A 25,091-nucleotide genomic window follows, 5' to 3' on the forward strand; every position below is an offset into this window, starting at 1 on the left:
CGATAATTTATTTTCCGCTATGTGTTTTCGTCCATCGCCAAAGCAGAATAGACACCTTTTTATGACCTTCAGGCATATTTTTTAAAAATAATAAATTAAATTACGAGAACGATATAATATCACAATTCTCTTTTATTCACATTGTGTCTTTAACAAAAACATCATGTTGTGGAAAGAAGACCGGGTATATGATATCTGTCTGGATTACGACCTTTTTTACGATAATATGAGAAACATTTGCGACCGTGCGAACTGACATCACGCAGGATTCCGGCGGTTTGCGTTACCCGATTGTCCCGGCGTGTATGTGAGGGAATTTTCTTCTGGGGCATCGGCGGTTTCATCTCCGTTGCGGGGCAGGCCCAGACCGCCATTGCGGGTGGGCAGGCCCATCTGGGCGCCAGTACACCTTTCTTGGCCCAGATTGACCCGGCGACCGTGCGTGATTCCTGGCAAGCAGGCGCAATCACGACCAGCCACAGCCAAGATACGCCGTCTGCCGGTGGGAGCCTGCTGGGGAATATGGGGGGATTGCGTCCATGGCTGGCCCGCTACGGCCTGACGCTGAGCATTCAGGACGTCAACGAGTTATGGGGTAACGCCACGGGCGGGATCGGCAGTACCAATGGCGATGGCAGGGGATCGGGCACGGGCCCTTCCTATATCGGCATTACCATGCCGACCCTGATGGCGGATCTGGAAAGGATGATCGGGCTTAAAGGCGCGACAATCAACATCAGTGCCCTGCAGATCCGGGGACGTGCCGTCACTCAGGACCATCTGGGCAATTTCAACCCCATCAGCGGATTTGAGGCGGATCGCTCCACCCGCCTGTTTGAACTTTGGTACCAGCAGTCCTTTCTCAGGGGCGCGCTGGACGTCAAGATCGGCCAGCAGGATCTCGATACGGAATTCCTGATCAGCGATTACGCGTCCCTGTACCTCAACGCCAATTTCGGATGGCCAATGGGTCCTTCGGTCAATCTTTATGCTGGCGGTCCTTCATGGCCGCTTGCAGCTCCCGCAATCCGGTTGCGCTACCGACCCGGTGAAAAATACACATTCATGTTCGCGGCGGCGGATGACAATCCGTCGGGTAATCAGGATAGCAGTGTCTTTGGCGTGACCGGAAACCCGGCGGACCCCACCAGCCAGACCATAAGGGATGGAAGTGGCACGCAGTTCAATATGGGAACCGGCGCGCTACTGATTACCGAAATTCAGTATGCCTTCAATCCTCAATCTGGCGACAGTGGACGCGCGGCCAGTCATCCGGGCCTGTCAGGTGTTTATAAACTTGGAGGCTATTATGATACGGCACGATTTCCGGATTATCGATATAACACACAGGGACTGTCTCTTGGCGCGGATGGTGGTACACCCCGCTGGGATCGGGGAAACTGGCTGATTTACGGGATAATCGACCAGTTGATCTGGCGTCCGTCGCCTGATGCATCACGCGCACTTGGCCTGTTTGTCCGGGCGACGGGTAATAGTGGTGATCGCAATATCATAAACTTCGCCATTGATGCCGGCCTTAACCTGAAGGCGCCCTTTTCAGGCAGGACGAATGATACACTTGGTCTGGGCTGGGGTATCGGTCGCGTCACATCAGGCGTGCGTGCCTATGATCGCGCGCGCGGTGCGCTGGTGCAGGGAAACGAAAATCATTTTGAACTGACCTATCAGGCCCAGATCACACCATGGATGGTCGTGCAGCCCGATTTCCAATATGTCCTGAACCCCTCGGGCGGCACGGGAGATCCATCCTGTCCGACGCGCCTGATTGGTAATGAAGCCGTATTCGGGTTGCATACCAATGTGAATTTCTAGCTGAACCTAGAATGAAAAGGCGGGGCAACACAGTCTGGTCGGATCTTTTCAAAAAAACCTTGTACAGAATGGTTCAGAATGTTACGCTGCTATGCAGACCGAAGATGGCTTCGTCATGCACATGCTGCCCTTTATTATCGAGAACACCACCACTGGGCGATATGATGCCCTGAATATCAGGCTGAAGCATGAACCATGGCGTGATTGGGATCTGATAGGTCAACTCCAGATGATATTCGGTGCCCTGCATGGGCAGGCCAGAACGCCGGTCCGCCTGGGCAAGATAGGGACTAGCCGCCCCCAGGCCCGCACCAAACCCCGCCATGTCGCCTGCACGTCCAAACGGCCCCTTCAGGGTAAACCCAGCATCTGCGGCATAGACGATCTGGTTGCGGTCGGTGTCCGCTGTCCAGTTCCCCCGAATGAAAGCGTCAAGCTCCGTTATTCGCCCGAAATGCTGCAGCGTCTGATCCGCAATGGCGTAGACGGCCCAGTTGGTTTTATGGTTTTTTCTGAGATCGGACTGGTCGGGAAAGCGTCCGGTATCAAAGTAACCGCCAAGTTTATATGTGCCCTGCCTTCCGTACAGGGTCCGCCGGTACTGGACCTCCCCGAAGAAAAGAGCGCCCGTGCGGAAACTGAAGCGCGTGCCACCGGGGTCGCGGTTTTGGTTCCACGGGTCCTTCGCGTTGATGAAGGGGCCGCCCACAGGATTGTCATCGGCTGCCGCGAACAGGAAATTCCAGTGTGGGGACAGGGTATAGCGCAACCGTATCGCAGGCGTGGCCACGGGGGAGACGGGGCCTTGGTCATACAGGTCATTATCGGGCATGATGGGCCAGGAAAAGGACGCGTTGAGGAAGTTCAGCCCGACGCTGCTGACCATGAAGTCATGCCCGAGATCCAGCTTGCCAATCCGGAAGGCCAGGCGTTCTCCCATGAATTTCTGGCTGTACCACAGTTCATATAGCCGCCCGTTATCATCCGCTTCGATATTCGATGTCTGGTTGAAAACATACAGGGGCGTATTACTGAATGGTCGCCCACGGATTTCCATGGCGCTGATGTCAAATGTACCCAGTGGCAGGCCCGTCAGGGTGTGCAGATCCGTCACCATTTCAACCGCGGCGGACCCGATGTAGTTGCTGGATGCCTGCGCGCCCCCCACCGGGTTGGACCAGAATTCATTGGTATCCGATATACGGATATCAATTCCCTGTGCCAGCAGCCGGTTCCGTATTCCGCCCCAGTTGCCGGACAGATGGGTGCGCGGGTCAATATGGTCGGGAATATTCTGCTGTGGCGTAACGCCCGCGCTCAGCACGCTTACGGGAACAGGCTGGGCATATGCAAAAGAGAAGGTTTTCAATAATATGATTGTAAATAACCATATATGATGATTATGCCAGATGCGCCTCATTTTTCGAGAAAATATCGTATAATAAAATTTAAAACAAATTATTTATTGAACAATTCTTTTCATTAATTCAATATATATTTTGATAAGTGGAATAGCTTCGTTATGTCGGAATTTATACGAAATGCGCTTTAACAGGCAATGCATATTAGCGCTTTTATTGTACATCATGCATACTCCTTCATCTTCCCTTAACACGGTTTAGACTGGCACGAGTTCTGCCTTGACATGACGTACAACGGGCGGCACGTGCCAGCGGCCCTGGTCCACATCCGCGATCTCGCGGTCGATCTCGGCAATGACCTGGCGCGAAAACGGGCCGAGATGCAGGTAAAGCGCGCTTGTCATCACCACATAGGGCAGCGCGCGCGGGTTATGCAGGGCGCAGTCCAGCATCATGCGCCAGAACTGCCCGGCCGTTCCCGGCCCCGCACGGTGGATGCGGAACATGAGCCGGACAAAGCTGCGCAAATCACCCTTTATCATCCGGTGCGCGCGCTTGCGCCCGAGCATCCGGCCCAGCCTGCGCACGCGGCCGAAATAGGCGACTGGGTCATAGATGGCCGCAAGCACCGTCCTGTAATCGTTCAGCACGTCGCGACGCGGGCGTTTTGTCTCGAAATTCAGCCCCGCCGTGCATTGGTCGCCCGACTGCGTCTGTTCACTGCCGGAAAAAAGGCGGCCTTCCGCCAGCAGGCGCCGCGTCAGCTGCGTCGTGGGCAGGGCGTAAAGCAGGCCGACCATGCAGACTGGGATGGACGTATCCTCGATACAGTCGATCATGCCCTGGGCGACACTGCCCTTTTCGCTGTCGAAACCCACGATGAAGCCCGCATTGACGAAAATCCCGGCCTTGTGGATCGTCTCGATGCTCTGCTGCAGGCTGCGCCGCGTGTTCTGCTTTTACTGCATCAGCACGAGGGAGTCTGTATCCGGGCTTTCGATGCCGACGAATATGGCGAAGAAATTGGTATCGGCCAGGCTGCGCAGCAGGTCGGCATCATCGGCAAGGTTGATCGATGCCTCGGTCGAGAACTCGAATGGAAAGTTCTTCTCGTTCTGCCAGCGTTTCAGGTCGGGCAGGAATTTCTTGAGCGCCTTCTTGTTGCCAATCAGGTTGTCATCGACAAAATCCACATGTCCGCGATAGCCAAGCGCGTACAGGGCATCGAGTTCGGCCATGACCTGCGCATTGGTCTTGGTGCGCGGCACTCGGCCATAGAGTTCAATGATGTCGCAGAACTCGCAACTGAACGGACAACCGCGCGAGAACTGGATGCCCACGTGCAGGTACTGATCCAGCTTGAGCAGGTCAAAGCGCGGCAATGGGCTTTTGGTCACATCCGTCTTGCCCATGGGAGCCTCAAACATGCCCTGCCGCACGCCGCTGTGCCAGACGGCGATGAAATCATCCATGATCTCTTCGGCCTCGCCCAGAACCTGAAAATTGGCGGCGCTGTAAAGCGATGGGCTGGAGGTCACGTCGGGGCCACCCACCACCACCGGCTTGCCGCGCGCGCGGCAGGTCTCGATGATGTGCAGCGCATCATTGCGCTGCGGCAGCATGCCGCCGGTCATGACCATGTCGGCCCAGTCGTAATCGGCATCCACAAGGTCTTCGGTATTGCGGTTGACCAGCCGGACTTCCCAGTCCCGGGGCAGGAGGGCTGCGACCGTGACCAGGCCAAGGGGGGCCGCCGGATAGCGTGCGCCCGCAAGATCGCAGGCTTCCTTGTAGTTCCAGAATGAATTGGCGTTGAAAAGCGGGAAGATCATCAGGACCTTGCAGGTTTCGGTCATCATGCAAGGATCCATTGCTGCAAGGACTGGTCATGATCAAGACAGATGCCTTCCCGTCCATTTCGAGACGTGGCAGCCTCAGGCAGGGCGCAACTCGACTGTAAGGGTGACATGGGGTGAACCCCTTTCGTAGTGGTGTCGGTCAGGTGGGCCGGTACAATATCGGTGACCGCCACTATTGCTTTTATCCTGGTAATCTCGAACGACCGTGGCCAACGGCATGAGCAGGCTATGATGCCCAGGCACATCAAGGCGGTATAGGAAGATCGCTATATGCGAAATCAGGACACGGTGTTTGTCTTCACGTCAGGAGGGTGTTGACCACAAGAACCGTGGTAGTTTCTTGTGGATCGTGACGGATTTTACTGTTTATGGAGGTTTTCAATTGGAAAGATTCCATAACGCTATGTTCATGACAAAGTATTTCTTTTTGTTTTTACAAGAGCTTTGATAAAGCGACAAGATGGTCGCACGAAGATTGGGGTTTATTAATCCAGATCACAGGATCACGGATATGGTAAGCCTGAAGTGTTTCCGCTTTGGCGTTGGCTGGAGCGTAGCAGGCTTACGGCCCCGCAGCATGGCCGCCATCCGCAATCACCACGTTGAACGGTTCCGTCCCGTCCCGGCCTCACCGCGCTTCAGGCGGGCGATGGTCCTGCCTGCGCTCGCTATAGCGATCAACGAGGTAATCGGCCCGGTCCCGCAGCAGCCATGTGAACTTCATCAGTTCCTCCATGACATCCACCATGCGGTCATAGAGCGGGGAGGGCTTCATCCGGTCATCATCACCGAATTGCGTATAGGCCATCGGCACGCTGGACTGGTTGGGGATGGTGAACATCCGCATCCATCGGCCCAGAACCCGCAGGGCATTGACGGAATTGAAGCTTTGCGATCCGCCTGAGACCTGCATCACCGCCAGCGTGCGGCCCTGCGTCGGACGGATCGAGCCTTCGGACAGTGGCAACCAGTCGATCTGGTTTTTGAACACAGCGGTTATGTTACCGTGCCGTTCGGGGCTGCACCAGACCTGGCCTTCCGACCAGAGCGAGAGTGCGCGCAGTTCCTGCACCTTTGGATGGGTGGCAGGTACGGAATCCGCCACCGGCAGGCCGGTCGGGTCGAATATCCGCGTTTCCGCGCCGAGGGCTTTCAGGATGCGCTCCGCCTCCAGCACCAGCAGGCGGCTGAACGAGCGTGGTCGCAGCGAGCCATAGAGCAGCAGGATGCGGGGCGGATGGTCAACCCGTGGGTGTGGCTCAAGCCGCGCGAGGTCAACCCGTTCGAGATATTCCGGATGCAGGGCGGGCAAGTCAGGTGCGGTCATGGAGCGGTTCCCTTCATGCGTTACGGGTGGCTGACCCGGGGCAGCCACAGGGCCAGCGCGATGAGCGTGGCCAGCAGGACCGGCGGGGTGATGGCCAGCCCGACCTTCATGTATTGCCCCCACGTGACCCGATGATTCTTGGATGCCAGCACATGCAGCCACAGCAGTGTTGCGAGACTACCAATGGGCGTGAATTTCGGCCCGAGGTCGCAGCCGATGACGTTGGCATAGATCATCAGGTCGCGTGTCAGCGGCGTGATGTCGTGAGCCTGCTGGATCGCCAGCGCCCCGACCAGCACACTCGGCATATTGTTCATGATGGACGACAGAACAGCCGCTAGAAAGCCGGTGCCGATGGTGGCCGTGAACGTCCCTTGATGACCGAGCCAGACCAGTGCGGTCGCAAGATAGTCGGTCAGCCCGGCATTGCGCAGCCCATAGACCACCAGATACATGCCTAGGGAGAAGATCACGATCTGCCACGGGGCACCCCGCAGCACCTTGCGAACAGAGATCACCCGGCCATATCCGGCGACGAGCAGCAGGATTGCAGCGGCCAGGCAGGCTACGACACAGACCGGGATATGAAACGGCGCGGTCAGGAAATAGGCCGCCAGAACCAGGGCTAGCAGCGGAAATGCCGCTCGGAATACATGAGGGTCACGAATGGCCGTGGCAGGTGCGGGCAGTTCGGCGACGGGATAGGTCGCAGGCACCTGCCGCCGGTACCACAGCCACAAGACGGCCAGCGTTGCACCAAGTGCTACCAGATCGACAGGGACCATGATCGTGGCATAGCGATCGAACGCAATGCCAAAGAAATTGGCGCTGACGATGTTCACCAGATTGGAGATGACCAGCGGCAGGCTGGTGGTGTCCGCGACGAAGCCGGTCGCTATGATGAAGGCCAGGGCTGCAGTATGGCTCAGGCGGAGTTGAGTGAGGATGGCGATGACAATGGGCGTGAGCAGCAGGGCCGCGCCGTCATTGGCGAAAACCGCTGCAATGGCCGCTCCCAGCACCACGATCAGCGGGAATAGCGTCCGGCCTCGCCCTTTGCCCCAACGCACCGCGTGCAAGGCGGCCCAATGGAAGAACCCGGCCTCGTCCAGCAACAGCGAGATAACAATCAGCGCGATAAAGGTGAAGGTCGCGTCCCAGACGATGTGCCAGACGACCGGAATGTCGTGCCAGTGGATCACACCAGCCGCCAGAGCCACGGCGGCACCTGCCATTGCGCTCCAGCCGATGCCCAGCCCCCGAGGCTGCCAGATGACAAAAACCAGCGTGACAACGAAAATCAGAAGCGCCAGCATCAGACGATCCGCTTTCCGGATTCATCGACGGTTTTCTCGTTGTCCACTTTGACGAATGCGCCCTGCTGTGGGTTGGGCAGGATGTCCAGAACCGTCTCGGACGGACGGCAGAGCGCAACGCCGAGCGGGGTGACGACGATCGGTCGGTTCATCAAGATTGGGTGTGCGATTATGGCATCGATCAGCGCGTCATCGCTCAGGGCCGGATTATCGAGGCCAAGTTCGTGAAAGGGCGTGTCCTTTTCCCGCAGGACCGAGCGCACCGGAACGCCCATAAGGGCAATCAGATCGACCAGTTCCGCACGATTGGGAGGCGTTTTCAGATACTCGATAATGCGAGGCTCCTCGCCGCTGTTGCGGATCAGTGCCAGCACATTGCGCGACGTGCCGCAGGCCGGGTTGTGATAGATCGTGATGGTCATGAGCAGGATTCGGGGGACGGACAGCAGGAGGACAGGGTCGCGATCAGGGGCGCACAGAGTTCGGGACTGCCCGCACAGCAGTCCCTGACGAGGAAGAGCATCAGGTCCTGCAGGCGAGAAAGACAGGCGCGATAGACGATCTGCCGACTGTGGCGTTGCGCGCTCAGCAGGCCGGCACGTGTCAGGATCGCGAGGTGGGTCGAGATCGTGTTCTGCGGCATATCAAGATGGCGAGCGACATGTCCGGCGGGCAGGCCGTCCGGTTCATGGCGCACAAGCAGGCGGAAGATAGCCAGCCGCGTGGACTGGGACAGGGCGCTGAGCGCGGCAAGGGCCGATTCCATATCCATATATCTTTGATTGTGGATATATAAAATAATGTCAATCCCTGTCCTGGCGCGGGGGGGGGGGGGCGTACGTTCATGCATAAGCCATGAGAGCCTGTGTTCCTTACCCTGCTTGCCGATGGAGGCACCATGATAGATCGATTTCCGGCCGCCATCCTGTCAGCCTGCCTGATCCTGACCAGTGCGACGGCCCGTGCGGATCCGCCATGGGGGCATGGCGGTCATGACCGTCGTGGCGGGGAGCGTGGCCATGGCCATATGAGGGACTGGCGAAGGGGGGAGTATTATGTCAACTGGCGGTCGCGGCAGTGGCGGGGCCGTGACTGGCGGCGCTACCATGGCCTGTGGGCACCGCCATCAGGCTATTACTGGATGCAGTCCGGAGCGCAGTACCTGCTTGTGGCGGCGGTAACCGGACTGATCGCGGGCGTGGTTGCTGCCACTACAGGCGTGGCGATGCCTGTACCGGTCGTGCCTGCTTACCCGACGGCGCCCTATCCGGCAGCACCAGCTTATACGCCACCTTATTGAATGGGCCGTTGATCGTGAATGACCTGTAGCCGACCTCGAACCCCTTCGTCCCTTGCGTGGCGACCGCGTCGGCGCCCTTTCCCAGCCGCTGGAGTTCGGCTACCGGGTCGCCCGCAAGCGCACCCACCGCCATGTCGCCGCCACGGCTGAAGAATGGCGCGAATTCCTTCAGCACAAGGAATATCTCGCGGTCATGGGCGCCAGGATTATCCTTCGGCTCGATATAGACCAGCCCGACCTGCCCGGTATAGGTACCACGGTTGAGATCGCCCCCGGCCATGCCAATGCACCAGTTCCGGCGTATCGGTATCATTGAAGATGTCGATCACGCTGAGCCTGCCTTCCTCAAGCCGCAGCAGGGGGCCGGGAAACTGGCCATTATAAAGCATGGTTGAAATGATGCGCCCGGGGGCAAGTTCGACCTGTCCCGTGGCGATCCGCAGCGTATGGTCCGCTTTTCCACCCATGACGGGGCCAGCGCCACGGCCCCGGCGCGGGATCATGGCCGCCGGCGTCGTTCGTCCGGACAATGCCAGAAAGGAACGGCGATCCAGCATCATGGTAATATCCGATTATGGGCAAACAGGCAGGGTTCCCAACGCCTACAGCGTTGGCCGGTTTCATCGGGCTGGCGCGGGGGCAGGCCGTCCTGTCGCCGGGACCTGTCCATAAATGGACCGTAGCCCGGGCCATGCACACCGGCGCGATGCCGGTCGCCATGTCCGGCGAGGATATAATATTTCCTCATATCGAGAAATTCAGATATGAGAAAAGGCCCGGGACTGGACGCAACGTGGCTGATGTCTTCGCGCGAACGGGCAGGGATGGCTGTTCAGGAGGATGGATGACTGTAGCGACAGATCAGGCCAGGCCTGTGGCGCTGGAGGTACTGGCCTTGCGCAGCGTCCATGGTGGCCCGTTTGCATTCACTGTCCCGGCGGGGGCGTGCGTGGCGATCACCGGGTCATCAGGCAGCGGGAAGTCGGTACTGCTGCGCATGATCGCGGATCTTGACCCGCATGAAGGCGATGCACGCATCGATGGACAGGCCTGCTCGGGCATGCCTGCGGCGCAGTGGCGCCGCCTGGTGCAATATGTCCCGGCGGAACCCGCGTGGTGGTCCGATATCGTGCTGGACCACATGGTGGATACGGACGCGGTGCGCGCGCTGGTCGCGCGCCTTGGCCTGCGGGAAGACTGCCTGCGCTCGCCGCTGTCACGCCTGTCCACGGGGGAACGCCAGCGGCTGTCCCTGATCCGCGCCCTGCTGCTGCATCCCCGTGTCCTGCTGCTTGATGAACCCTGTTCGGCGCTGGATGCCGCCACGACGGACAGGGTTGAAGCCGTTCTTCAGGAGGCAAGGGCGCAGGGGACGGCCATTGTCCTGGTCTCGCACGACATGGGGCAGGCGGGGCGCATGGCCGGGACGCGGTTCCGGATGGCACGGGGACACATGGAAGAAATCGCGCCATGACACCCATAGTGCTGACGACCGGGGACATGCTGGTGGCCGCTGCCCTGATCGCCATCGGCAGCGCGCTGTCGTTCCTGCTGTCGCTGGGGTTGCAGCGGGTGCTGCTGGTTTCCGCCGTGCGCATGGCGGTACAGCTTGCGCTTGTCGGCAGTGTGCTTTTGTTCGTGTTTGGTCATGCCTCCGTGTGGCTGACCATCGGGCTGCTGGCCTTCATGTTCACCGCCGCCGCCCGGGAAGCCGGGTCACGCCAGCAGGTCCGCCTTGGTCTGTGGTGGCATTTCGGGATCGCGGGTGCCTCCACGGTAACAGGGACGGTCATCGTGGTGCTGATCGGGCTGTTGACCGGCCTCCAGCCCCACCCGTGGTATGTGGCCCGCACGGCCATTCCCCTGACGGGCCTGCTGCTGGGCAATGTCATGAATGCAACAAGCCTGTCGATGAATACACTCCTGTCCGCCATCACGCGCGAACGGCAGGCCATCGAGGCGCGGATCATTCTCGGCGCGACCCGCGCGCAGGCAATGAACGGCCTGATTCGCCAGGCCATCCGGACGGCCCTGCTGCCGACGCTGAACCAGATGGCGGCCGCCGGGATCATTACCATGCCCGGAATCATGACAGGGCAGATCCTGGCGGGGATGAACCCCTTGGCAGCCTCAAGGTACCAGGTCCTGCTGATGTCACTTATCGTCAGTGGCAACCTGATCGGCGCGACAGCCGCGGCCTACCTGGCAGCCTGGCGGCTGACGGACAGCCGGGGGAGGCTGCGGCTGGAACGCCTGCTTCCCCGATTGCAGAAGGGGTGAGGCGGTGGAACCACGTATCATGGCATGACAGCGCCGATCAGGGTCATACAGATGCGGAGCCTGTTTCCAGATCATGATCCGGGCTGCACATATGAACTAATTGGACGAAGGATAGCGCCGCATCAGCCTGAGTTGCCGCCACCATGCCGTGGCCAGCGCCATTGCGCTGATCGGGACCGCGCCATCGGCCCGCATCCGGGCCGCCAGCGCGAACAGGGCCGCCTGCTTGGCGAACACGCCACGATAGGCATCCCGCAGGCGCATCGTCGGGTCCCAGAACTGGATGGCTTCGGATCCGGCGCCGTTGATTTCGATAATCCGGAACTCTCCGCGTTGCAGGGCCGCCTCGCTGCCAAAACGTACGTCCAGGCGACCGAAATGGAAGCCGTGCATGGAGCGGGCTATGGCATCGACACGGTCTTCAAGGGCAGGGGTATTGAGCCGCATGGCATCCTCATAGCGGCCGCCCACCCGCAGGGACGCGACCGTGCCAAGGATGACGCGTTCGCCACGCATCGGAACATGGTCAATCCCTCTGGTGGAAAGGGCGCGCCGGTAATGCCCGATCCGCGAGCACAGCCGTGGGTCGGCGGCCATCAGGGCCGCGATGGAACGCACGCCGTCGCCCGTGACCTGTGGGGAATGCCGGATGGCGAGACCGATAAGGCGGCCATGGGCTTCGGTCGGGCCACGGCTGTAGAACAGTCCGGCCTCAAAGGGGCCGGGCACGAATTCCTGCAAGAGGAAGCTGGCGTCGGGGGGGAAGGCCGCGATGTAGGCCGTCAGCCCATCTACGACATCGATCCGTCGCACGCCATGGCCGCACCAGCCGATATCGGGCTTGGCAACCAGCGGGTAGCCCAGTGTCCGCGCCATGGACGCTGCCGCCGGGATGTCAGCGGGGGAGACGAGGACGGTACGGGCGACCCATGGCGCATGCGCCTGACCGATCCGGGCCAGGCAGGCTGCTTTTGATTCGCCTGCCAGTCCCCCGGTCTCGATCGCCGGATTGACCACCGATGGCAGCGTCAGGCTGCGATAGCGTAGCCCCAGCCATAGCCACTGCAGGACAAGGGGTATACACAATACCGGCTTCGGAAGCTGTTCCATCGCACCAAAGCTGCAGGCGTTGCCAGCATGGTGGGAACAGGCGTAATTCGTGCTGCGTTGGGGCTTCATCATGGACAATCCTATCTTCCCCGCGGCAGTTCGGGATCACGCAATGCAACAGGTGGGGATCACGCTGTTGCGATCAGGCTACAGGTTTGTCTGCCCCACGCCAGAGACCCAGCGCCGCGTCAACGCGCGACCAGGTAATGGGTGGGCGGCGAACCCCGTCGATATCTTTGGCTGGAGCCGGCCCTTCCGGCGTGATGCGCTGCCCGTGTCCCTCTTTGCGCAGGCGACGGAAGCAGGGATGCTTGTCGCTGATAACGGGGCCTGGCGCAGCCGGTTCCGGTTCTCCACGCTGGGGGGCAACGGGTTCTTCCATTCCGCCTTTCCCACCGTGGCGGCGGATGCGGTGTTCTTCGGCCCCGACAGCTACCGGTTCGGCGCGGTGCTGGCGGCCCACCTGCGCTCCGCCCCGCCGCCCGTGCGGGCAGTGGACATTGGCTGCGGCACGGGACTTGGCGCGATCATGATTGCACAGGTCTGCCCGTCAACCGAAGTGGTGATGGTCGATATCAACCCCGACGCATTGCGGCTGGCGCGGATCAACGTTGGTCTTGCCGGCGTCGGCGGCATCATGGCGTGGCAGGGCGATCTCCTGTCGGGGCTTTCGGGTGCATTCGACCTGATCATCTCCAACCCACCCTATCTGCCCGATCCCGGTTGCAGACTGTACCGAGATGGCGGCGGCAGGCTGGGGGCGGGCCTGTCACTGGCGATTGTCAGAACGGCCATGGAGCGGCTGACGCCCGGCGGGACGTTGCTGCTCTATACCGGGACCGCAATCATCAATGGGGACAATCCCTTCCTGCGCGATGTGGTGGCCCTGCTGGATGGCCGGGAGTTTACGTGGGCGGCCACTGAGCTCGATCCGGATGTCTTTGGTGAGGAGCTGGAGAATGGTCCGCTATCCACGGCGGAGCGGATCGCGGTGATCTGCCTGACCGTGACACGGCGATAGCAGGAGAGGAATGGTGTCAATGAACAATATCCTGACGGGCAAGAGTAGCGACCGGGCGCAGCGGGAACTCCATCTGGCACTGGCCGGGCTCAATCGTCTAAGGCTGACGCCGTGCCTGCCCGAGGAGGACGGTGCGGCGGGACTGGATCTGCCCCGTCTGCTGGCGGAGGAAGCGGGTTTTCTGCGCTCCCTGCGCGAACAGGTCGCACCGATCGCCGCCCAGGCTCCCCGGGAGCCCGCGGCTTTCCTCGCATGGTTCGAGGAACTGGAACAGACCGGTCCCGGCCAGCACGACAGCCTTTTCCCCTGGCTGGCGCATGATGCATCCCGTGAGGCCATGGGCTGGTTCCTTGAACAGGAAGCCGCAGGGGAAGCGGGTTTCGAGGACCTGACGGCACTGGTCCAGGTCCGTATGCCAACGCGCCCCAAGTTGGAATTGGCGCGCAATTACTGGGACGAAATGGGTCATGGCCGGGAAGCCGGCATGCACGGTCCGATGCTGGCGCATTTGGTCCATGCCCTCGGGCTGCGGTCCCAATCGGAGACGACGGTGTGGCAGTCGCTGGCCCTAGCCAACACCATGTCCGGTCTGGCCTGCCGCCGGCATCTGGCGTTTCACGCGGTCGGCGCGTTGGGCGTGATCGAACTGACCGCGCCGGGTAGGGCGGCCATGGTCGCGGCAGGGCTGAAACGATTGGGCGTGCAGCCCGATGACCGGCATTATTTCGACCTGCATGCCGTGCTGGATGTGCGCCATTCCGCAACATGGAATGCAGAGGTTATCAGCCCGCTCATCGCGGAAGATTCGCGTCGTGCCCCGGCCATCGCCGAAGGCGCCCTGATGCGGCTGGAATGTGGCGCGGCCTGCTTTCGCCGCTATCGGGATCATCTGGGCCTGAAGTGACCCTACCCCGAGCGTGCCCTCAGTTTTAAGTTAGGGTCTGTGGGTTGCTGTATGCCTTGTCGGTGTGTTGAGCGAAAACCTCTGGGGTCATGCCCCCGAGGCTGGTGTGGGGCCTGACGGCATTGTGGTCAGGCCGCAAGCCCTTGATGACCGAACGGGCGTGGGCGAGGTTGCGGAACAGGTGCTCGTTGAGGCATTCGTCACGGAACCGGCGGTTGAAGCTCTCGATGAACCCGTTCTGCTGCGGATTGCCTGGTGCGATGTAGTGCCACAGCACCGACCGTTTTTCCTGTCAGGCCTCGATCGCGTTCGAGGTCATCTCGGTGCGGTTGTCACGGACGATCATCATGGGAAAGCCGCGCTGTTCCCCGATCCGGTCGAGTTCGCGGCCGAGCCGTTCGCCTGACAGCGACGTATCCGCTACCAGCGCCAGGCACTCTCGCGTGTAGTCGTCCACCACTGTCAGCACACGGAAGCGTCGTCCGTTGTTCAGCGCGTCCGAGACGAAGTCCAGGCTCCATCGCTGGTTTGGCCCGTCGGGCAGCATCATCGGCGAGCGCGTGCCCATCGCCCGTTTACGGCCGCCATGCTTACGGACTGACAGCCCTTCCTCGCGATACAGCCGGAACAGCTTCTTGTGGTTCATCACCAGCCCCTCCCTGTCGAGCAGGATCTGCAGGCGCCGATAGCCAAATCGTCGTCGCTCTGCAGCCTGTTCACGCAGCCCCCCCCGCACTGTGGCATCATCCGAGCGGCGTGACGCATAGCGCCAGGTCTTCGGATCCATGCCAATAAGCCGGCAGGCCCGTCGCTGCGAATAGTCTTTCTCCCGGATCGCGCAGGCCACGGCGTCCCGCCGCAAACCGGGCGTCACGAGTTTTTTGCCAGCAGGCCTTCAGCGTCGAGACGTCCATTACGCTCTCCGCCAGGAGCCGCTTCAGCTTCGCGTTCTCTTCTTCAAGAGCCGTCAGCCGACGCGCTTCCGACACTTCCATGCCGCCGTATTTCGACCGCCAGGTGTAGAAGGTCGCGTCGCTGATCCCGTGCCTGCGGCACAGATCCGCAGCCGTCGCGCCCACCTGATGCTCCTTCAGGATCCCGATGATCCGCTCCTGTGTGAAACGTGCTTTCTTCATCGTCTGTCTCTTATGGACAGACCTTACTTCAAATCGAGGGCATTTCAGGGGGCAGGGTCGATATTCCCGAACTGGGAACACTGGGAAATGGACAGGTTGTTGGGCTCGCAGACCAGGCAGTGTGGAAAGTGGCAGGGTAAAAGCTTTATTCGGGTTGGTCGGATTCATGTCAGAAACGCTCTGTACATGCCTACTCTGGTTGCCATGCGGCATAACCCTGACCTTCGAAGCATCTATCTTACGGCGTGTCGTCAGTTAAGCCCTGAATGTGGCACGTGTGGGTTGTACTTTATGGCTGCGTGTGCTGACTGTTTTCCCAGTTTTGGGGGAGACAGAGGGATGCGGCGCTATGGTTTACGCGATGACCAGTGGGAGCGGATAAAGGATCTTCTCCCCGGTCGTGAGGGTTATGTCGGCGGCACTGCGGCGAACAACCGTCTGTTCGTGGAGGCGGTACTGTATCGCTATCGCGCGGGCATTCCATGGCGCGACCTTCCTGCCCGTTTCGGGGACTGGAAAAACGTGCACCGGCGTCTGCGCCGCTGGTGTGAAAGCGGTGTCATCGAACGGATATTTCGTTATCTGGCCGCTGATCACGACAATGAATACATGATGATCGACAGCACAATTGTCCGGGCGCATCAGCATAGTGCCGGAGCTCTCAAAAAAGGGGCACGGATCAGGCCATCGGACGATCACGAGGCGGGTTGACTACAAAGATCCATGCCATCTGCGACGCTCTGGGCAATCCGGTGGAACTCGGCATCACACCGGGACAGGACGCAGATATCACCCAGGCGGAACCGCTTCTGGAAAACATCGACCCGGATGCTTTCCTTGCTGACAAGGCGTATGACGCGGACAGGTTGATCGATCGGCTGATACAGCGCGGGATTACCCTGGTCATCCCGCCAAAACGCAACAGAACAACACGACGGAAAACCGATTTTTCCCTTTACAGCGAACGAAACCTTGTTGAGAGGTTTTTCAATAAACTCAAGCAGTTTCGCGCTATCGCAACCCGCTACGATAAACTGAAGTCAACATTCCTTGCAGCCGTGCAGTTCGCCTCAATCATGATCCTGCTTAACTGACGACACACCGTAGCTGGGCACTTTTAAGGTGCGCCTTGGCGAAGCGCTTGCCGACTGTATGGACGAGGTCGGAAGACATCGAGTAGCCGCGTGTATGGCTTGCCCGAGCACCGTGGCTGACATCCTACAGCGCGGGGCACGGCGATCACGGCTTCATGGGACACGAGAGATGGGCGGACGGCCGTGTCGTTGAGACCGTGCGCGACTGGCGTACCGAGGAGATGTCGCTCCACGTCGTGCGCCTGACATATGCCACGCGCCCACGCGTGCGGAACTCGTGCAAAGCTTCATGGTCTACCTGACGAGACGCTGGATCGAAGGTTTCGTCGGAAGAGATGCGATGGACTAAGACCACGAACGTCCGCTCCCGAGCAGGTTAGACGGGCGGCGGCGCGTCTTAGATGAGGGAGATAGCGGACCAACTATATGGAACCAGCATGGTGCGGGTCCGTAGGGCGCCGAGCCTAAGCGCATTGGTGACGACCGTGAGTGGGATGGCAAGAGCGGGGGCCACGATCAGGCGGTGCGTGAAGTCCTTCAGCTCCGAATTGTCGTCAGGCTGTTCGGTCGGTTCCTCCGCCTCCAGCGCAATGCCGCAAAGCGCGCAGTTTCCAGGATGGTCCTGCCGGATCTGCGGACGCATGGGGCATGTCCAGATCGTGTGGCCACCAGTAGGCGGCCAGGCAGCGGTCTGGGGCGCATGGCGGTTCTGATCATGGCAGGCCATATCATGAATCGCCTGGTCGTGGCCCATTCCCTTCTTTGGTTCCATAGTATCGGGGCTGCTCATCGGCTGAAGTGTCATACCGCATATCGGGCATTTGCCGGGATGCGCTTCCCTGATGTCCGGATGCATCGGACAGCTCCAAACGGCACCAGATGTGGACGTATGCTGACCGTCCATCTGCTGTTTTCCTGACATGCGGTCTCTCCCGATGGACGCAACGGGTGAAGACGAGGAAGAAGAGGCGTCTCGGTCAGACATTTAGAATGTCATGGTACATCCGCAGTCGAGCCGAAGGAAGAGTAAAGGGTCTGAAGCCGTTACCCTATTGATTGGATATGAAAACGTGCCTCAAGGAGGCGTCATCGGTGTGGGACCCGATTTGGTCATGGCCAGTTTCTGCGACTGGATCTCTGTCTCTAACCATCAGGGGTTACGTGGCGTCGCCACGCGGGATATACTGTTGGGAGAAGGGCAACGCGGATATGCCGAGCTAGTGTCTGTACAGAAACTGCAGGCTTGTTCTCTACATTCTCTTGTGTCACCCGTTTAAAAAAGGGGATTAGCGGAGTTCCCACAAACTAGTGTATGAGTATAGCTGGTACTGTAACAATATTCGGGGGCTTTTGGCATTCTGTTGGGCGGGGCAGTCAGCCCGTGATCATTGGGAACTGGGACTTGATCAATGACTGAGACGTGGGTTTCGGGTCCGGGAGATTTGTATGATTTACAAGATAAAAGAAAATAACTTTCTGATATATGACTTATTAAATGGTGTAAAAAATAAAAGGAGTGGAAATCAATGGGTATTGAGCACGTAGTTGTATTAATGCTAGAAAATCGGTCATTCGATAGTATGTTTGGACAGTCGCCATCGTCCACCGATCCGATCGACCGACTAACGGGAACGGAGACTAATCCCTGGCATCATCCGGACGGCTCCGTCGAATCGATAGCCGTGTGGACTACGGACGGAACCGACCGTCAGGTGGTGCGCATTCCAGATCCTGATCCCGGTGAATCATTTAAAGACATTTACGAACAGATTCATGGACGCCAGGAAAAGGGCAGCTTGGCTTCGAAATTACCAGACATGTCAGGATTCGTAGATAATTATATGGCCCAGCCTGATCGCCCGGGTTCGCGTAGTCCTGAGTCAGTCATGCATTTCTTCACCCCCGATCAGCTACCTGTATTGACGACGCTGGGTCGGGAATTCGGCATTTCAGACCGTTGGCATGCATCTGCGCCATGTCAGACATGGCCAAACCGTATCTTTGCGCATACGGGCACGTCTGGTGGATGGGTCAATAACTATCCGGACAAGCTCCCGTTTGAAATGCCCACCGTATTCAACAGATTAAGGGAGGTTCATAAGGATTGGAAAATATATTTTCATGACTTTGCGCAATCGACGACTTTGTCCTCTCTTTGGGAATTCTCGCTCTCGAATTTCAAATATTTTGAGGAGTTTGAGAATGATGCGAGAAAAGGGACTTTACCCGCGTATAGTTTCATCGAGCCGCGATATTTTGCTCACCCCATTTTGAGAAAGATGCCCAATGACCAGCATCCGGCGCACGATGTCGTATACGGGGAGGAACTCATTGCATCGGTCTATAATGCGGTTCGCAATGGTCCCTTATGGGATAAGACACTTTTAATCATTACCTACGATGAACACGGAGGATGTTATGATCATGTGACTCCACCAGCAGCAGTATCACCCGACGATAAACATCAAGATGGTTTTAATTTTGATTACTTCGGTGTCCGTGTCCCTGCAATAATCATCTCACCATATGTAAAGCCGGGTCACGTATTCAGGCCACAAGGCAATACCCCTTACGATCATACGACAATAATAGCGACACTTAGAAAACTATTTGGTATTCGTTCTCTAACCAAACGTGACCAGGCAGCGCCGGACTTTCTTGATGAGCTTCTTAAAACACCTGACAATCAAGGTCCAAGCAGCGTTCAGGCTTCAACGTCTTATTCGATGCGTGATTCGATTGATGCCGTCAAAGAGCCTTTAAACAGCCTTCAGATCAGTCTGGCGCAGGCAGCTAGACAATTGCCAACCGCTGGCGCTGATCTCGCGCTTCACAACAAGCGCGTCGCGGCGATGACTACTGCTCAAACGTACCCGTCGACCGTTGGAGAGGCATCTCTCGAAATTCAGGCTCATATGAACGCATTTACAGGACGGAATGCATAATTGCCGCTTGGTTGTTTGTCGCTCCTCAAAAAGAGGGGCGCCCGTTGTTATGGTTGGTGGTCGACGTGACGTAATGGTCCCAATGGCTTCCGTTGGGACTTTTAACCGACTAATATCGTCGCAAGTCCTTCATTTATTCTCGGTTTACAACCATGACGTTGCGGTTGCTGGCAAACGCTTTTCATCGTCGATGACGGTTACGCGGGAGGGTAGACTGTCTGACCACTGCCAGAAGACCAGCTTCCTGTCATTTTCCATTGCTCCGGGGGCAAAACTCGGGACGATGATGCCAGCCACACCATTGGCTGTGAGCATTTTTGCGAGTTCCCACGAGGGCGGCATCTTGCCCTGATCGGCAAGATCTTCCCAGGGGCAGGGGAGGAGAAACCGAGATTATCAAGATTGGACGGGTCGGTCAGATCGAGGACGGGTTCGCTATCGACGTCATAGCCACAGATGGTCAAGGGCTGAGGCTTGAACGGGAAGCCTTGCTGGGCCTCGAGCCAGGCAGTCTCCATCCGCAGAGATGTGTAAAGGGTAGGTGTGCCGTCCAGGTTGAACCGGCCTCCATGAAGCGCCGCACCGTCGCCTGACAGTGGGGTGAAAGACCAGCGGGGATTATGAGCCCGGAACACCCGTCCGGTAAACCTCGCGCGTAACCGCCGGTTGCAATCCGATCGAGATAGCGCGCCGGACGGCGTCGGCGTATCTTTCCCGAACGAGCGCCTCGGCAGTCTGATCACCGAAGGAGGGCAGGGGCTGTGACCGATACCATGCAAAAGCCTGTTGGGCTGAGCCCGCCCATGGCCGGACACGATTGAGGATCTCGACCATGTCGCGCAGCCTCGCCTGGGTGGCGGGGCGGCCGAGGTGGGCACTTTTGGAGACGGCGTCGCGGGACAGGCCCAGGGTGGCAGCCAGTTCGCCACGAGTGATATGCAGCATGCTACTCAGCCGTTCGGCCGCGATCAGTCCGGACGGATCGTAGGCGTCAGTAGAGAAACGTGGTTTCGGACATGACAGGTTGCCTCATATATTGACCATAGAATGGGATTATATATGAGGCGGTCTGTCCATGACAAGGATTCCAATTGGGTATGCCCATGCGTTTTGGCATGATTACCTTGTCACGCGGCGAGACGGGGTATCTTGCTGTCCGCTAATCGCAAGTATCATTGGTTGCCTTCCCGAACAATCAAACTTGTAAATCCCATAATATTTGTTATGCCAACAAACTGACAACTTGTAGGCTGCTGGTCTAATGCTTTTTTTTGGCGGAACGCACTGAGAGCTATGCAATCGAAGACCTCCATAGGATATGCCATATCGGTGCAAGCCTGCACACGATCGCCCGCTCAAAGTGATCGAGGCTTAATACCTTTTTGAGTTAATGATACGTTTGTTCGTTAGGCCATCGGGCCTTGATTGGGGCAGCAAAAAACCTGAGCAATGAATCGGCAGGTGGATCGGACAGGTAATCTCTCTCTTCTGCAATGGAGCAGTACTCGCCAATCAGTTAAACTTCCATCCCAAGCATATGCTGGTTTGTCTGGTCACAGATACGCTAGACGGACCCTTTGCCATGCGGATCCGCATGGCTGCAAAGCGGGCTGCTAAACCATGCATAGTTCGACGACGCCAGTTGACCCCGCGCAGTGTAACAGTTTCCGGCAGCTTATAGGCATAAACCGGCAGCTGCTGCAATAACGGATGAACGCGGAATGACCCGTATTTCTCGCTTGGAGACATCGGATCCTGTTGGCTGGAGTGACGCGCGGTAACCGCCACTGCCTGGCTGCAGGCTCCCCCCACTCAGCACCTAGTAGCCTGCATCCACCGTAGCCGAAGCCGATACCTGCGGCACAGCGGTGGTCGATCTCGTCGATACCGATCTCCGGCGTGGTTTTGGAGCCCTGTTGTTCCATTGGAACGCCAACTTGTCTCAGACGTGCCAGATATACCGTCGAAATATCAAGCAGGAGCAGATGGAGTGATAGCACCAACGGCTCTGTTTTCCTGTCTAAGTAGTGCTAGATAATGGCAGACTTGCCAAAATGATGATGGTAAAAAAACATAACGCTAGATAGACATAAAGAGTGAAATTGTAAAAAAGGAGAACATATGATGAATGTCTACTCAATTAATCTCATCGTCCCGGAATCAATAGAAATATATCTTTCCGATAAGTCTCCTGCCGGAACAATTGATGCAGGGAAATATGTTGCTGAATTAAACAATGGTCAACAATCTGGTTCGTATTCATTATATGAAGCTGACGAAAACTTTGTAAAGGGCGCTCTAAAAAACGCGAATGTGCGTCTTTCAGTAAATTCTACGGGTCAGGTAAAAATTTTAGAATAAAATGCGGTATGACAGGATGCAATCCTTCGCCAGTCTGTTTTCTGCGATGCACTTCGGCCTTTGCGTGATGGAATGACCAGAAAAATACCGTGCAGTAGCAGATCCCGACGGAAACTGTCGCTTGTCATACCCCGATCAGCCAGCATGGCCCTGGGATTTGAAGTCGGCAGTTTCACCAGGGCACATTTGGCTTTACAGTCTGAGACCTGCTCCCCTATGAGATCAGAGTTGAGCGGACGTTCCTCATCGTAACATTAGGCATGAATCTTGCTCGTAAAGCCACCGCGTGATCGACCACAACCTTCCGGATAAGCGCCCTTTTGCTCCTGCGGCCTGCGAACTGGCGCGGACAACGGTGCTGTCGAGCATATGCTGCCGGTCGTCGGTCAGGTCCAGATCCACCAAGGTTTGCAGTAGGGCGTCCCATCCTTCCCGCTGTTCGGCCTAACGGCGAAACCGGACATACAAGGAGTTCCACTTGCCGTAGAGTTCGTGCATGTCCCGTCGGGGGCATCCAATGCGCGGGACACGCAGAATGCAATTCAGGAACAGGCGGTTGTCTCAGGCTGGTCGAGCCCAACGCCCGCATTCAGGCAGAAGAATGCGGACCAATTATTGTCCATTCCTAATCCGGTAGATCGTCTTGTACCACATCTGTTACACTACGCTGCTTTGCCAAAGCAACCAGTGAAACAGATCTTTCTCCAGACCAATCGGTCTTTTGTCAGCGCAACCTAGTCATGCAATGTCTGGCGGTTTATACTATCCACGCCAGCCGCATCCATCAGGCTGGCCACGTCACAGATCGCTGCGAGGGCCAAAAACCGGTATGCAGGGTTTACATTCCAGCGGCGTGCCGCAAGCCACCTCAGGTCAGGGGATCAACAGAGTCCTCTCGGGGCTTTACCGGTGCAGTCATCGGTCAAAGCCTAATAAAATCAAGAGAATTAAAACCGACGCCAATCGTTACTTTACACACGATTCAGCGTCTACGCCATTTGGTATTTGATAAGTGCCATTTATACCCCACTACGCTTCAAACGTTAGTCGTAGAAAATATAAATTACGTATATAAATATAATAACATAAGAGGTTCTTGAGCGAGGTTGTGGAGCGCCGACATGATTGTTAAAATAGACATTATTTCAAAACGACAGGTAATAAAAATATGATGATAAGAAAACTATTCACGTGGAGGCCAAACGATGTCCCATTTGGACAATGGTTAGGGGATTTTAGTCCAAAGCCAAATAGAGTTGAAATGGCTTTAATCAATGCGTGCGTGCACGGAAAACGATATAGTGTTGCAGAGACATGCCCGAGGGAGAACGAGGGTAGCGATGGTAATGTGATTCGTGCGTCTATTATCCGTTTTTTAATCCTCGGTGGTGATATATTATATCCGGCACATCAATGTGGCGTGTTCCTTGAGGGAGCGTGGATTAGCGGTCAACTCGATTTAACAAATTGTATTGGATCAACAAATATTCGTTTAGTCCGATGCTACTTTCATGAAAAGGTTCTTACTACAGGCTCCAGTTTTACAGGATTAAATCTTAACGGTAGCCGTGTTCCTTGCATTAATGCTGACCGAATGAAAATATCCGGAAATGTTTTACTAGGAGAGGGATTTGAAGCACACGGCACTGTCAGCTTTGTCAATGCTATAATTGGTGGCAATTTTGACTGTCACAGGGGATATTTTACCGCCCCTGGTGGGGATGCTCTTAATGCCGCGCTTATCCGCGTAAACGGTAGTGTTTTTCTAAATGACGGATTTATAGCATCAGGAAGGGTTGTTTTCCAAAGTGGGAACGTCAAAGGTACATTTACTTGTTCGAATGGAAAATTTCATAATTCTTACGGTTACGCGATTTATGCGGACCGTATAGTCGTAGAAGGAACCGTAAATCTGCTCAATGGTTTTGATGCGACTGGCGAGGTGCGCTTTCTAGGGGCTAGCATTGGAAGTAACTTCCAATGCAACGGAGGTAATTTTTTAAATATTGATAACCCTTCTCTAACTGCAGACGGGATAAAAGTAAATGGTGACGTCTTTTTAAACGAAAAATTTAATGCAAAAGGAGAGGTGCGGTTTTATGGCGCTATAATTGGGGGAAATTTCGAATGTTACGGAGGAATATTTAGTAAATCTGACAATAGCGCGGAAAGTATTGCGCTGAATTTGCGGAGCGCCAATATTAAAGGTATATTTATGTTATGTAAAACATCTACATCCAATGAAAAAAAAATAAAAAACGAGTATTGTTATTGCATGGGTGATATTGATCTTACGTCAACTCATGTAACCACTCTTAGAGATAGTAACGAAAAAGATAAAAAAGATCTTCCTGAGTGCTGGTCTGGAGGACAAAATAAACTTGATGGTTTTACGTATGACTATATCGATGGATCATATGATGCTGCTCTTCGAATTAAATGGCTGAAAACGCAACTTCATCGTGATGATAGTCATGATGGATTTCGGTCTCAACCGTGGGAATTCCTAATAAAAGTTCTCCGCGATGATGGGCAGTCTGAGGAACTAAAAGCCGTGGCGATCGAGAAGAAGAGGCTGTTACGTAAGACAGTTTCCAATGATGCGTGGAGAGAGCCTCATGGAATTTACGACGCCGTATTACAGATATTTCAGCATTTATTTCGCAAGATATATAGAATAATAAATGTATCTTATGAACATTTATTGGATATTTTGATTGGATACGGATATAAGCCACTGCGAGTCGTCTTCGTATCAATTAGCATAGTTGTCATCTGTTCATTATGTTATCAAAATGGATATTCAAATGGATACTTCGCTCCTACAAATGCGCAGTTGATCCTTAAAGATGGTGATCGATGTGGGCCACCGGGTGACTTTGGAACAGATCGTTCCGTAGATCCGCGTATGGGACCAATCAAAAAACATACGTGGAATGAACCCGGTTGTCTTCCTCCTGAATACACTAGTTTCCAACCTTTTTGGTATTCACTTGACCTTCTTCTACCCGTAGTAGATCTTGGCCAAGACGGTGACTGGTCTCCGTTAACAAGTAATACAACGGGAGAGACCTTTTGGTGTGGTGTATTTTTGCGTTGGCTTGGGTGGTCGGAGATTCTTTCTGGATGGGTGATAATATTGATTTTTTCTGCTTATTTAAGTAACATAATTCAGCGTGATTAATTGTAAAAACTAAGTCAATATGTGGCGATAAAACTAATTTAATATTCCGGCCTCTATATG

The 25,091-nt window shown here is 56.4% G+C and carries 18 protein-coding genes and 6 pseudogenes; 10 read left to right on the top strand and 14 right to left on the bottom strand.

The genetic code is table 11. The features are described 5' to 3' along the window. Positions 1-291 precede the first annotated feature (291 nt). Positions 292-1,833: a carbohydrate porin gene (locus R5N89_RS14335; protein ID WP_039998442.1), complete on the top strand. Its 1,542-nt coding sequence runs from the start codon at positions 292-294 to the stop codon at positions 1,831-1,833. Positions 1,834-1,906: 73 nt separating this feature from the next. On the opposite strand, the gene R5N89_RS14340 is transcribed toward R5N89_RS14335, so the two are convergent. From R5N89_RS14340 to R5N89_RS14365, 6 genes and pseudogenes are all read right to left on the bottom strand, one after another. Next, the gene (locus R5N89_RS14340) at positions 1,907-3,202 is read right to left on the bottom strand and encodes a carbohydrate porin (RefSeq protein WP_110569785.1); all 1,296 of its coding nucleotides are present in this window, start codon (positions 3,200-3,202) and stop codon (positions 1,907-1,909) included. 249 nt (positions 3,203-3,451) lie between these two features. Then, positions 3,452-5,053: pseudogene (locus R5N89_RS14345) on the bottom strand (B12-binding domain-containing radical SAM protein). A 628-nt stretch (positions 5,054-5,681) separates the two neighbouring features. Then, complete coding sequence (gene arsH / locus R5N89_RS14350) at positions 5,682-6,380, bottom strand: arsenical resistance protein ArsH (protein WP_007396744.1); 699 nt, start codon at positions 6,378-6,380, stop codon at positions 5,682-5,684. A 20-nt stretch (positions 6,381-6,400) separates the two neighbouring features. Continuing rightward, positions 6,401-7,696 carry an arsenic transporter gene (locus R5N89_RS14355; RefSeq protein ID WP_007396745.1) on the bottom strand — a complete coding sequence of 432 codons (1,296 nt, stop codon included), beginning with the start codon at positions 7,694-7,696 and terminating at the stop codon, positions 6,401-6,403. Next, positions 7,696-8,118, bottom strand: a complete 423-nt coding sequence (arsC, locus tag R5N89_RS14360) for an arsenate reductase (glutaredoxin) (protein WP_007396746.1) — start codon at positions 8,116-8,118, stop codon at positions 7,696-7,698. The genes R5N89_RS14355 and arsC overlap by 1 nt, the downstream gene beginning before the upstream one ends. Continuing rightward, positions 8,115-8,468, bottom strand: a complete 354-nt coding sequence (locus R5N89_RS14365; protein ID WP_048852226.1) for a helix-turn-helix transcriptional regulator — start codon at positions 8,466-8,468, stop codon at positions 8,115-8,117. Before R5N89_RS14365 ends, arsC begins: the two co-directional genes overlap by 4 nt. Positions 8,469-8,594: 126 nt before the next feature. Here R5N89_RS14365 and R5N89_RS14370 point away from each other — a divergent pair, with 126 nt between their 5' ends. Next, positions 8,595-8,996: an RcnB family protein gene (locus tag R5N89_RS14370; protein ID WP_023524214.1), complete on the top strand. Its 402-nt coding sequence runs from the start codon at positions 8,595-8,597 to the stop codon at positions 8,994-8,996. 25 nt (positions 8,997-9,021) lie between these two features. Here the strand turns inward: R5N89_RS14370 and R5N89_RS14375 are convergent. Continuing rightward, a pseudogene (locus R5N89_RS14375) lies at positions 9,022-9,499 on the bottom strand (multicopper oxidase domain-containing protein); the annotation flags it as partial. A 341-nt stretch (positions 9,500-9,840) separates the two neighbouring features. On the opposite strand from R5N89_RS14375, the gene R5N89_RS14380 reads away from it, so the two are divergent. Then, complete coding sequence (locus R5N89_RS14380; RefSeq protein WP_025440182.1) at positions 9,841-10,470, top strand: ATP-binding cassette domain-containing protein; 630 nt, start codon at positions 9,841-9,843, stop codon at positions 10,468-10,470. Further along, positions 10,467-11,276, top strand: coding sequence for an ABC transporter permease (locus tag R5N89_RS14385; RefSeq protein WP_010509899.1), 810 nt, complete (start codon positions 10,467-10,469; stop codon positions 11,274-11,276). Before R5N89_RS14380 ends, R5N89_RS14385 begins: the two co-directional genes overlap by 4 nt. 96 nt (positions 11,277-11,372) lie before the next feature. Here the strand turns inward: R5N89_RS14385 and R5N89_RS14390 are convergent, their stop codons facing one another. Further along, positions 11,373-12,458: a hypothetical protein gene (locus tag R5N89_RS14390; RefSeq protein ID WP_039998446.1), complete on the bottom strand. Its 1,086-nt coding sequence runs from the start codon at positions 12,456-12,458 to the stop codon at positions 11,373-11,375. A gap of 40 nt (positions 12,459-12,498) precedes the next feature. Between R5N89_RS14390 and R5N89_RS14395 the strand changes: the two genes are divergently transcribed. Together R5N89_RS14395 and R5N89_RS14400 are read left to right on the top strand one after the other, a co-directional pair. Then, entirely contained in the window at positions 12,499-13,407 is a 909-nt protein-coding gene (locus R5N89_RS14395) for a class I SAM-dependent methyltransferase (protein WP_010509896.1), read from the top strand. A gap of 19 nt (positions 13,408-13,426) precedes the next feature. Continuing rightward, complete coding sequence (locus tag R5N89_RS14400; RefSeq protein WP_007396755.1) at positions 13,427-14,311, top strand: iron-containing redox enzyme family protein; 885 nt, start codon at positions 13,427-13,429, stop codon at positions 14,309-14,311. A 25-nt stretch (positions 14,312-14,336) separates the two neighbouring features. On the opposite strand, the pseudogene R5N89_RS14405 reads toward R5N89_RS14400, so the two are convergent. Continuing rightward, positions 14,337-15,447: pseudogene (locus R5N89_RS14405) on the bottom strand (IS3 family transposase). 339 nt (positions 15,448-15,786) lie between these two features. Here R5N89_RS14405 and R5N89_RS14415 point away from each other — a divergent pair. Continuing rightward, positions 15,787-16,541, top strand: a protein-coding gene (locus tag R5N89_RS14415) for an IS5 family transposase (protein ID WP_085948970.1) whose coding sequence is annotated in 2 segments (ribosomal slippage) — positions 15,787-16,126 and positions 16,126-16,541 — 756 coding nt in all. Because the reading frame shifts where the segments join, the coding sequence is not laid out codon by codon here. 397 nt (positions 16,542-16,938) lie between these two features. Here the strand turns inward: R5N89_RS14415 and R5N89_RS14420 are convergent. Continuing rightward, complete coding sequence (locus tag R5N89_RS14420) at positions 16,939-17,268, bottom strand: heavy metal-binding domain-containing protein (protein WP_133251178.1); 330 nt, start codon at positions 17,266-17,268, stop codon at positions 16,939-16,941. Between the two features lie 99 nt (positions 17,269-17,367). Then, a pseudogene (locus R5N89_RS14425) lies at positions 17,368-17,526 on the bottom strand (hypothetical protein); the annotation flags it as partial. A 541-nt stretch (positions 17,527-18,067) separates the two neighbouring features. Here R5N89_RS14425 and R5N89_RS14430 point away from each other — a divergent pair. After that, positions 18,068-19,486: an alkaline phosphatase family protein gene (locus R5N89_RS14430; protein ID WP_007396762.1), complete on the top strand. Its 1,419-nt coding sequence runs from the start codon at positions 18,068-18,070 to the stop codon at positions 19,484-19,486. 144 nt (positions 19,487-19,630) lie between these two features. On the opposite strand, the gene R5N89_RS14435 is transcribed toward R5N89_RS14430, so the two are convergent. The 3 genes and pseudogenes from R5N89_RS14435 to R5N89_RS14445 form a co-directional block, all read right to left on the bottom strand. Further along, positions 19,631-19,801 (bottom strand): hypothetical protein, encoded by a 171-nt coding sequence (locus R5N89_RS14435; RefSeq protein WP_259369141.1) that lies wholly within the window; start codon positions 19,799-19,801, stop codon positions 19,631-19,633. A 116-nt stretch (positions 19,802-19,917) separates the two neighbouring features. Continuing rightward, positions 19,918-20,121: pseudogene (locus R5N89_RS14440) on the bottom strand (RES family NAD+ phosphorylase); the annotation flags it as partial. Positions 20,122-20,138: 17 nt separating this feature from the next. Further along, positions 20,139-20,504: pseudogene (locus R5N89_RS14445) on the bottom strand (antitoxin Xre/MbcA/ParS toxin-binding domain-containing protein); the annotation flags it as partial. 1,103 nt (positions 20,505-21,607) lie between these two features. Between R5N89_RS14445 and R5N89_RS14450 the strand changes: the two are divergent. Together R5N89_RS14450 and R5N89_RS14455 are read left to right on the top strand one after the other, a co-directional pair. Next, a complete protein-coding gene (locus tag R5N89_RS14450) occupies positions 21,608-21,847 on the top strand; it encodes a hypothetical protein (protein WP_146220223.1) in 240 nt (79 codons plus the stop codon). A gap of 1,168 nt (positions 21,848-23,015) precedes the next feature. Continuing rightward, the gene (locus R5N89_RS14455) at positions 23,016-25,031 is read left to right on the top strand and encodes a hypothetical protein (RefSeq protein ID WP_146220222.1); all 2,016 of its coding nucleotides are present in this window, start codon (positions 23,016-23,018) and stop codon (positions 25,029-25,031) included. Positions 25,032-25,091 lie beyond the last annotated feature (60 nt).

It is taken from the genome of Komagataeibacter sucrofermentans DSM 15973, from assembly GCF_040581405.1.
Classification (GTDB): domain Bacteria; phylum Pseudomonadota; class Alphaproteobacteria; order Acetobacterales; family Acetobacteraceae; genus Komagataeibacter; species Komagataeibacter sucrofermentans.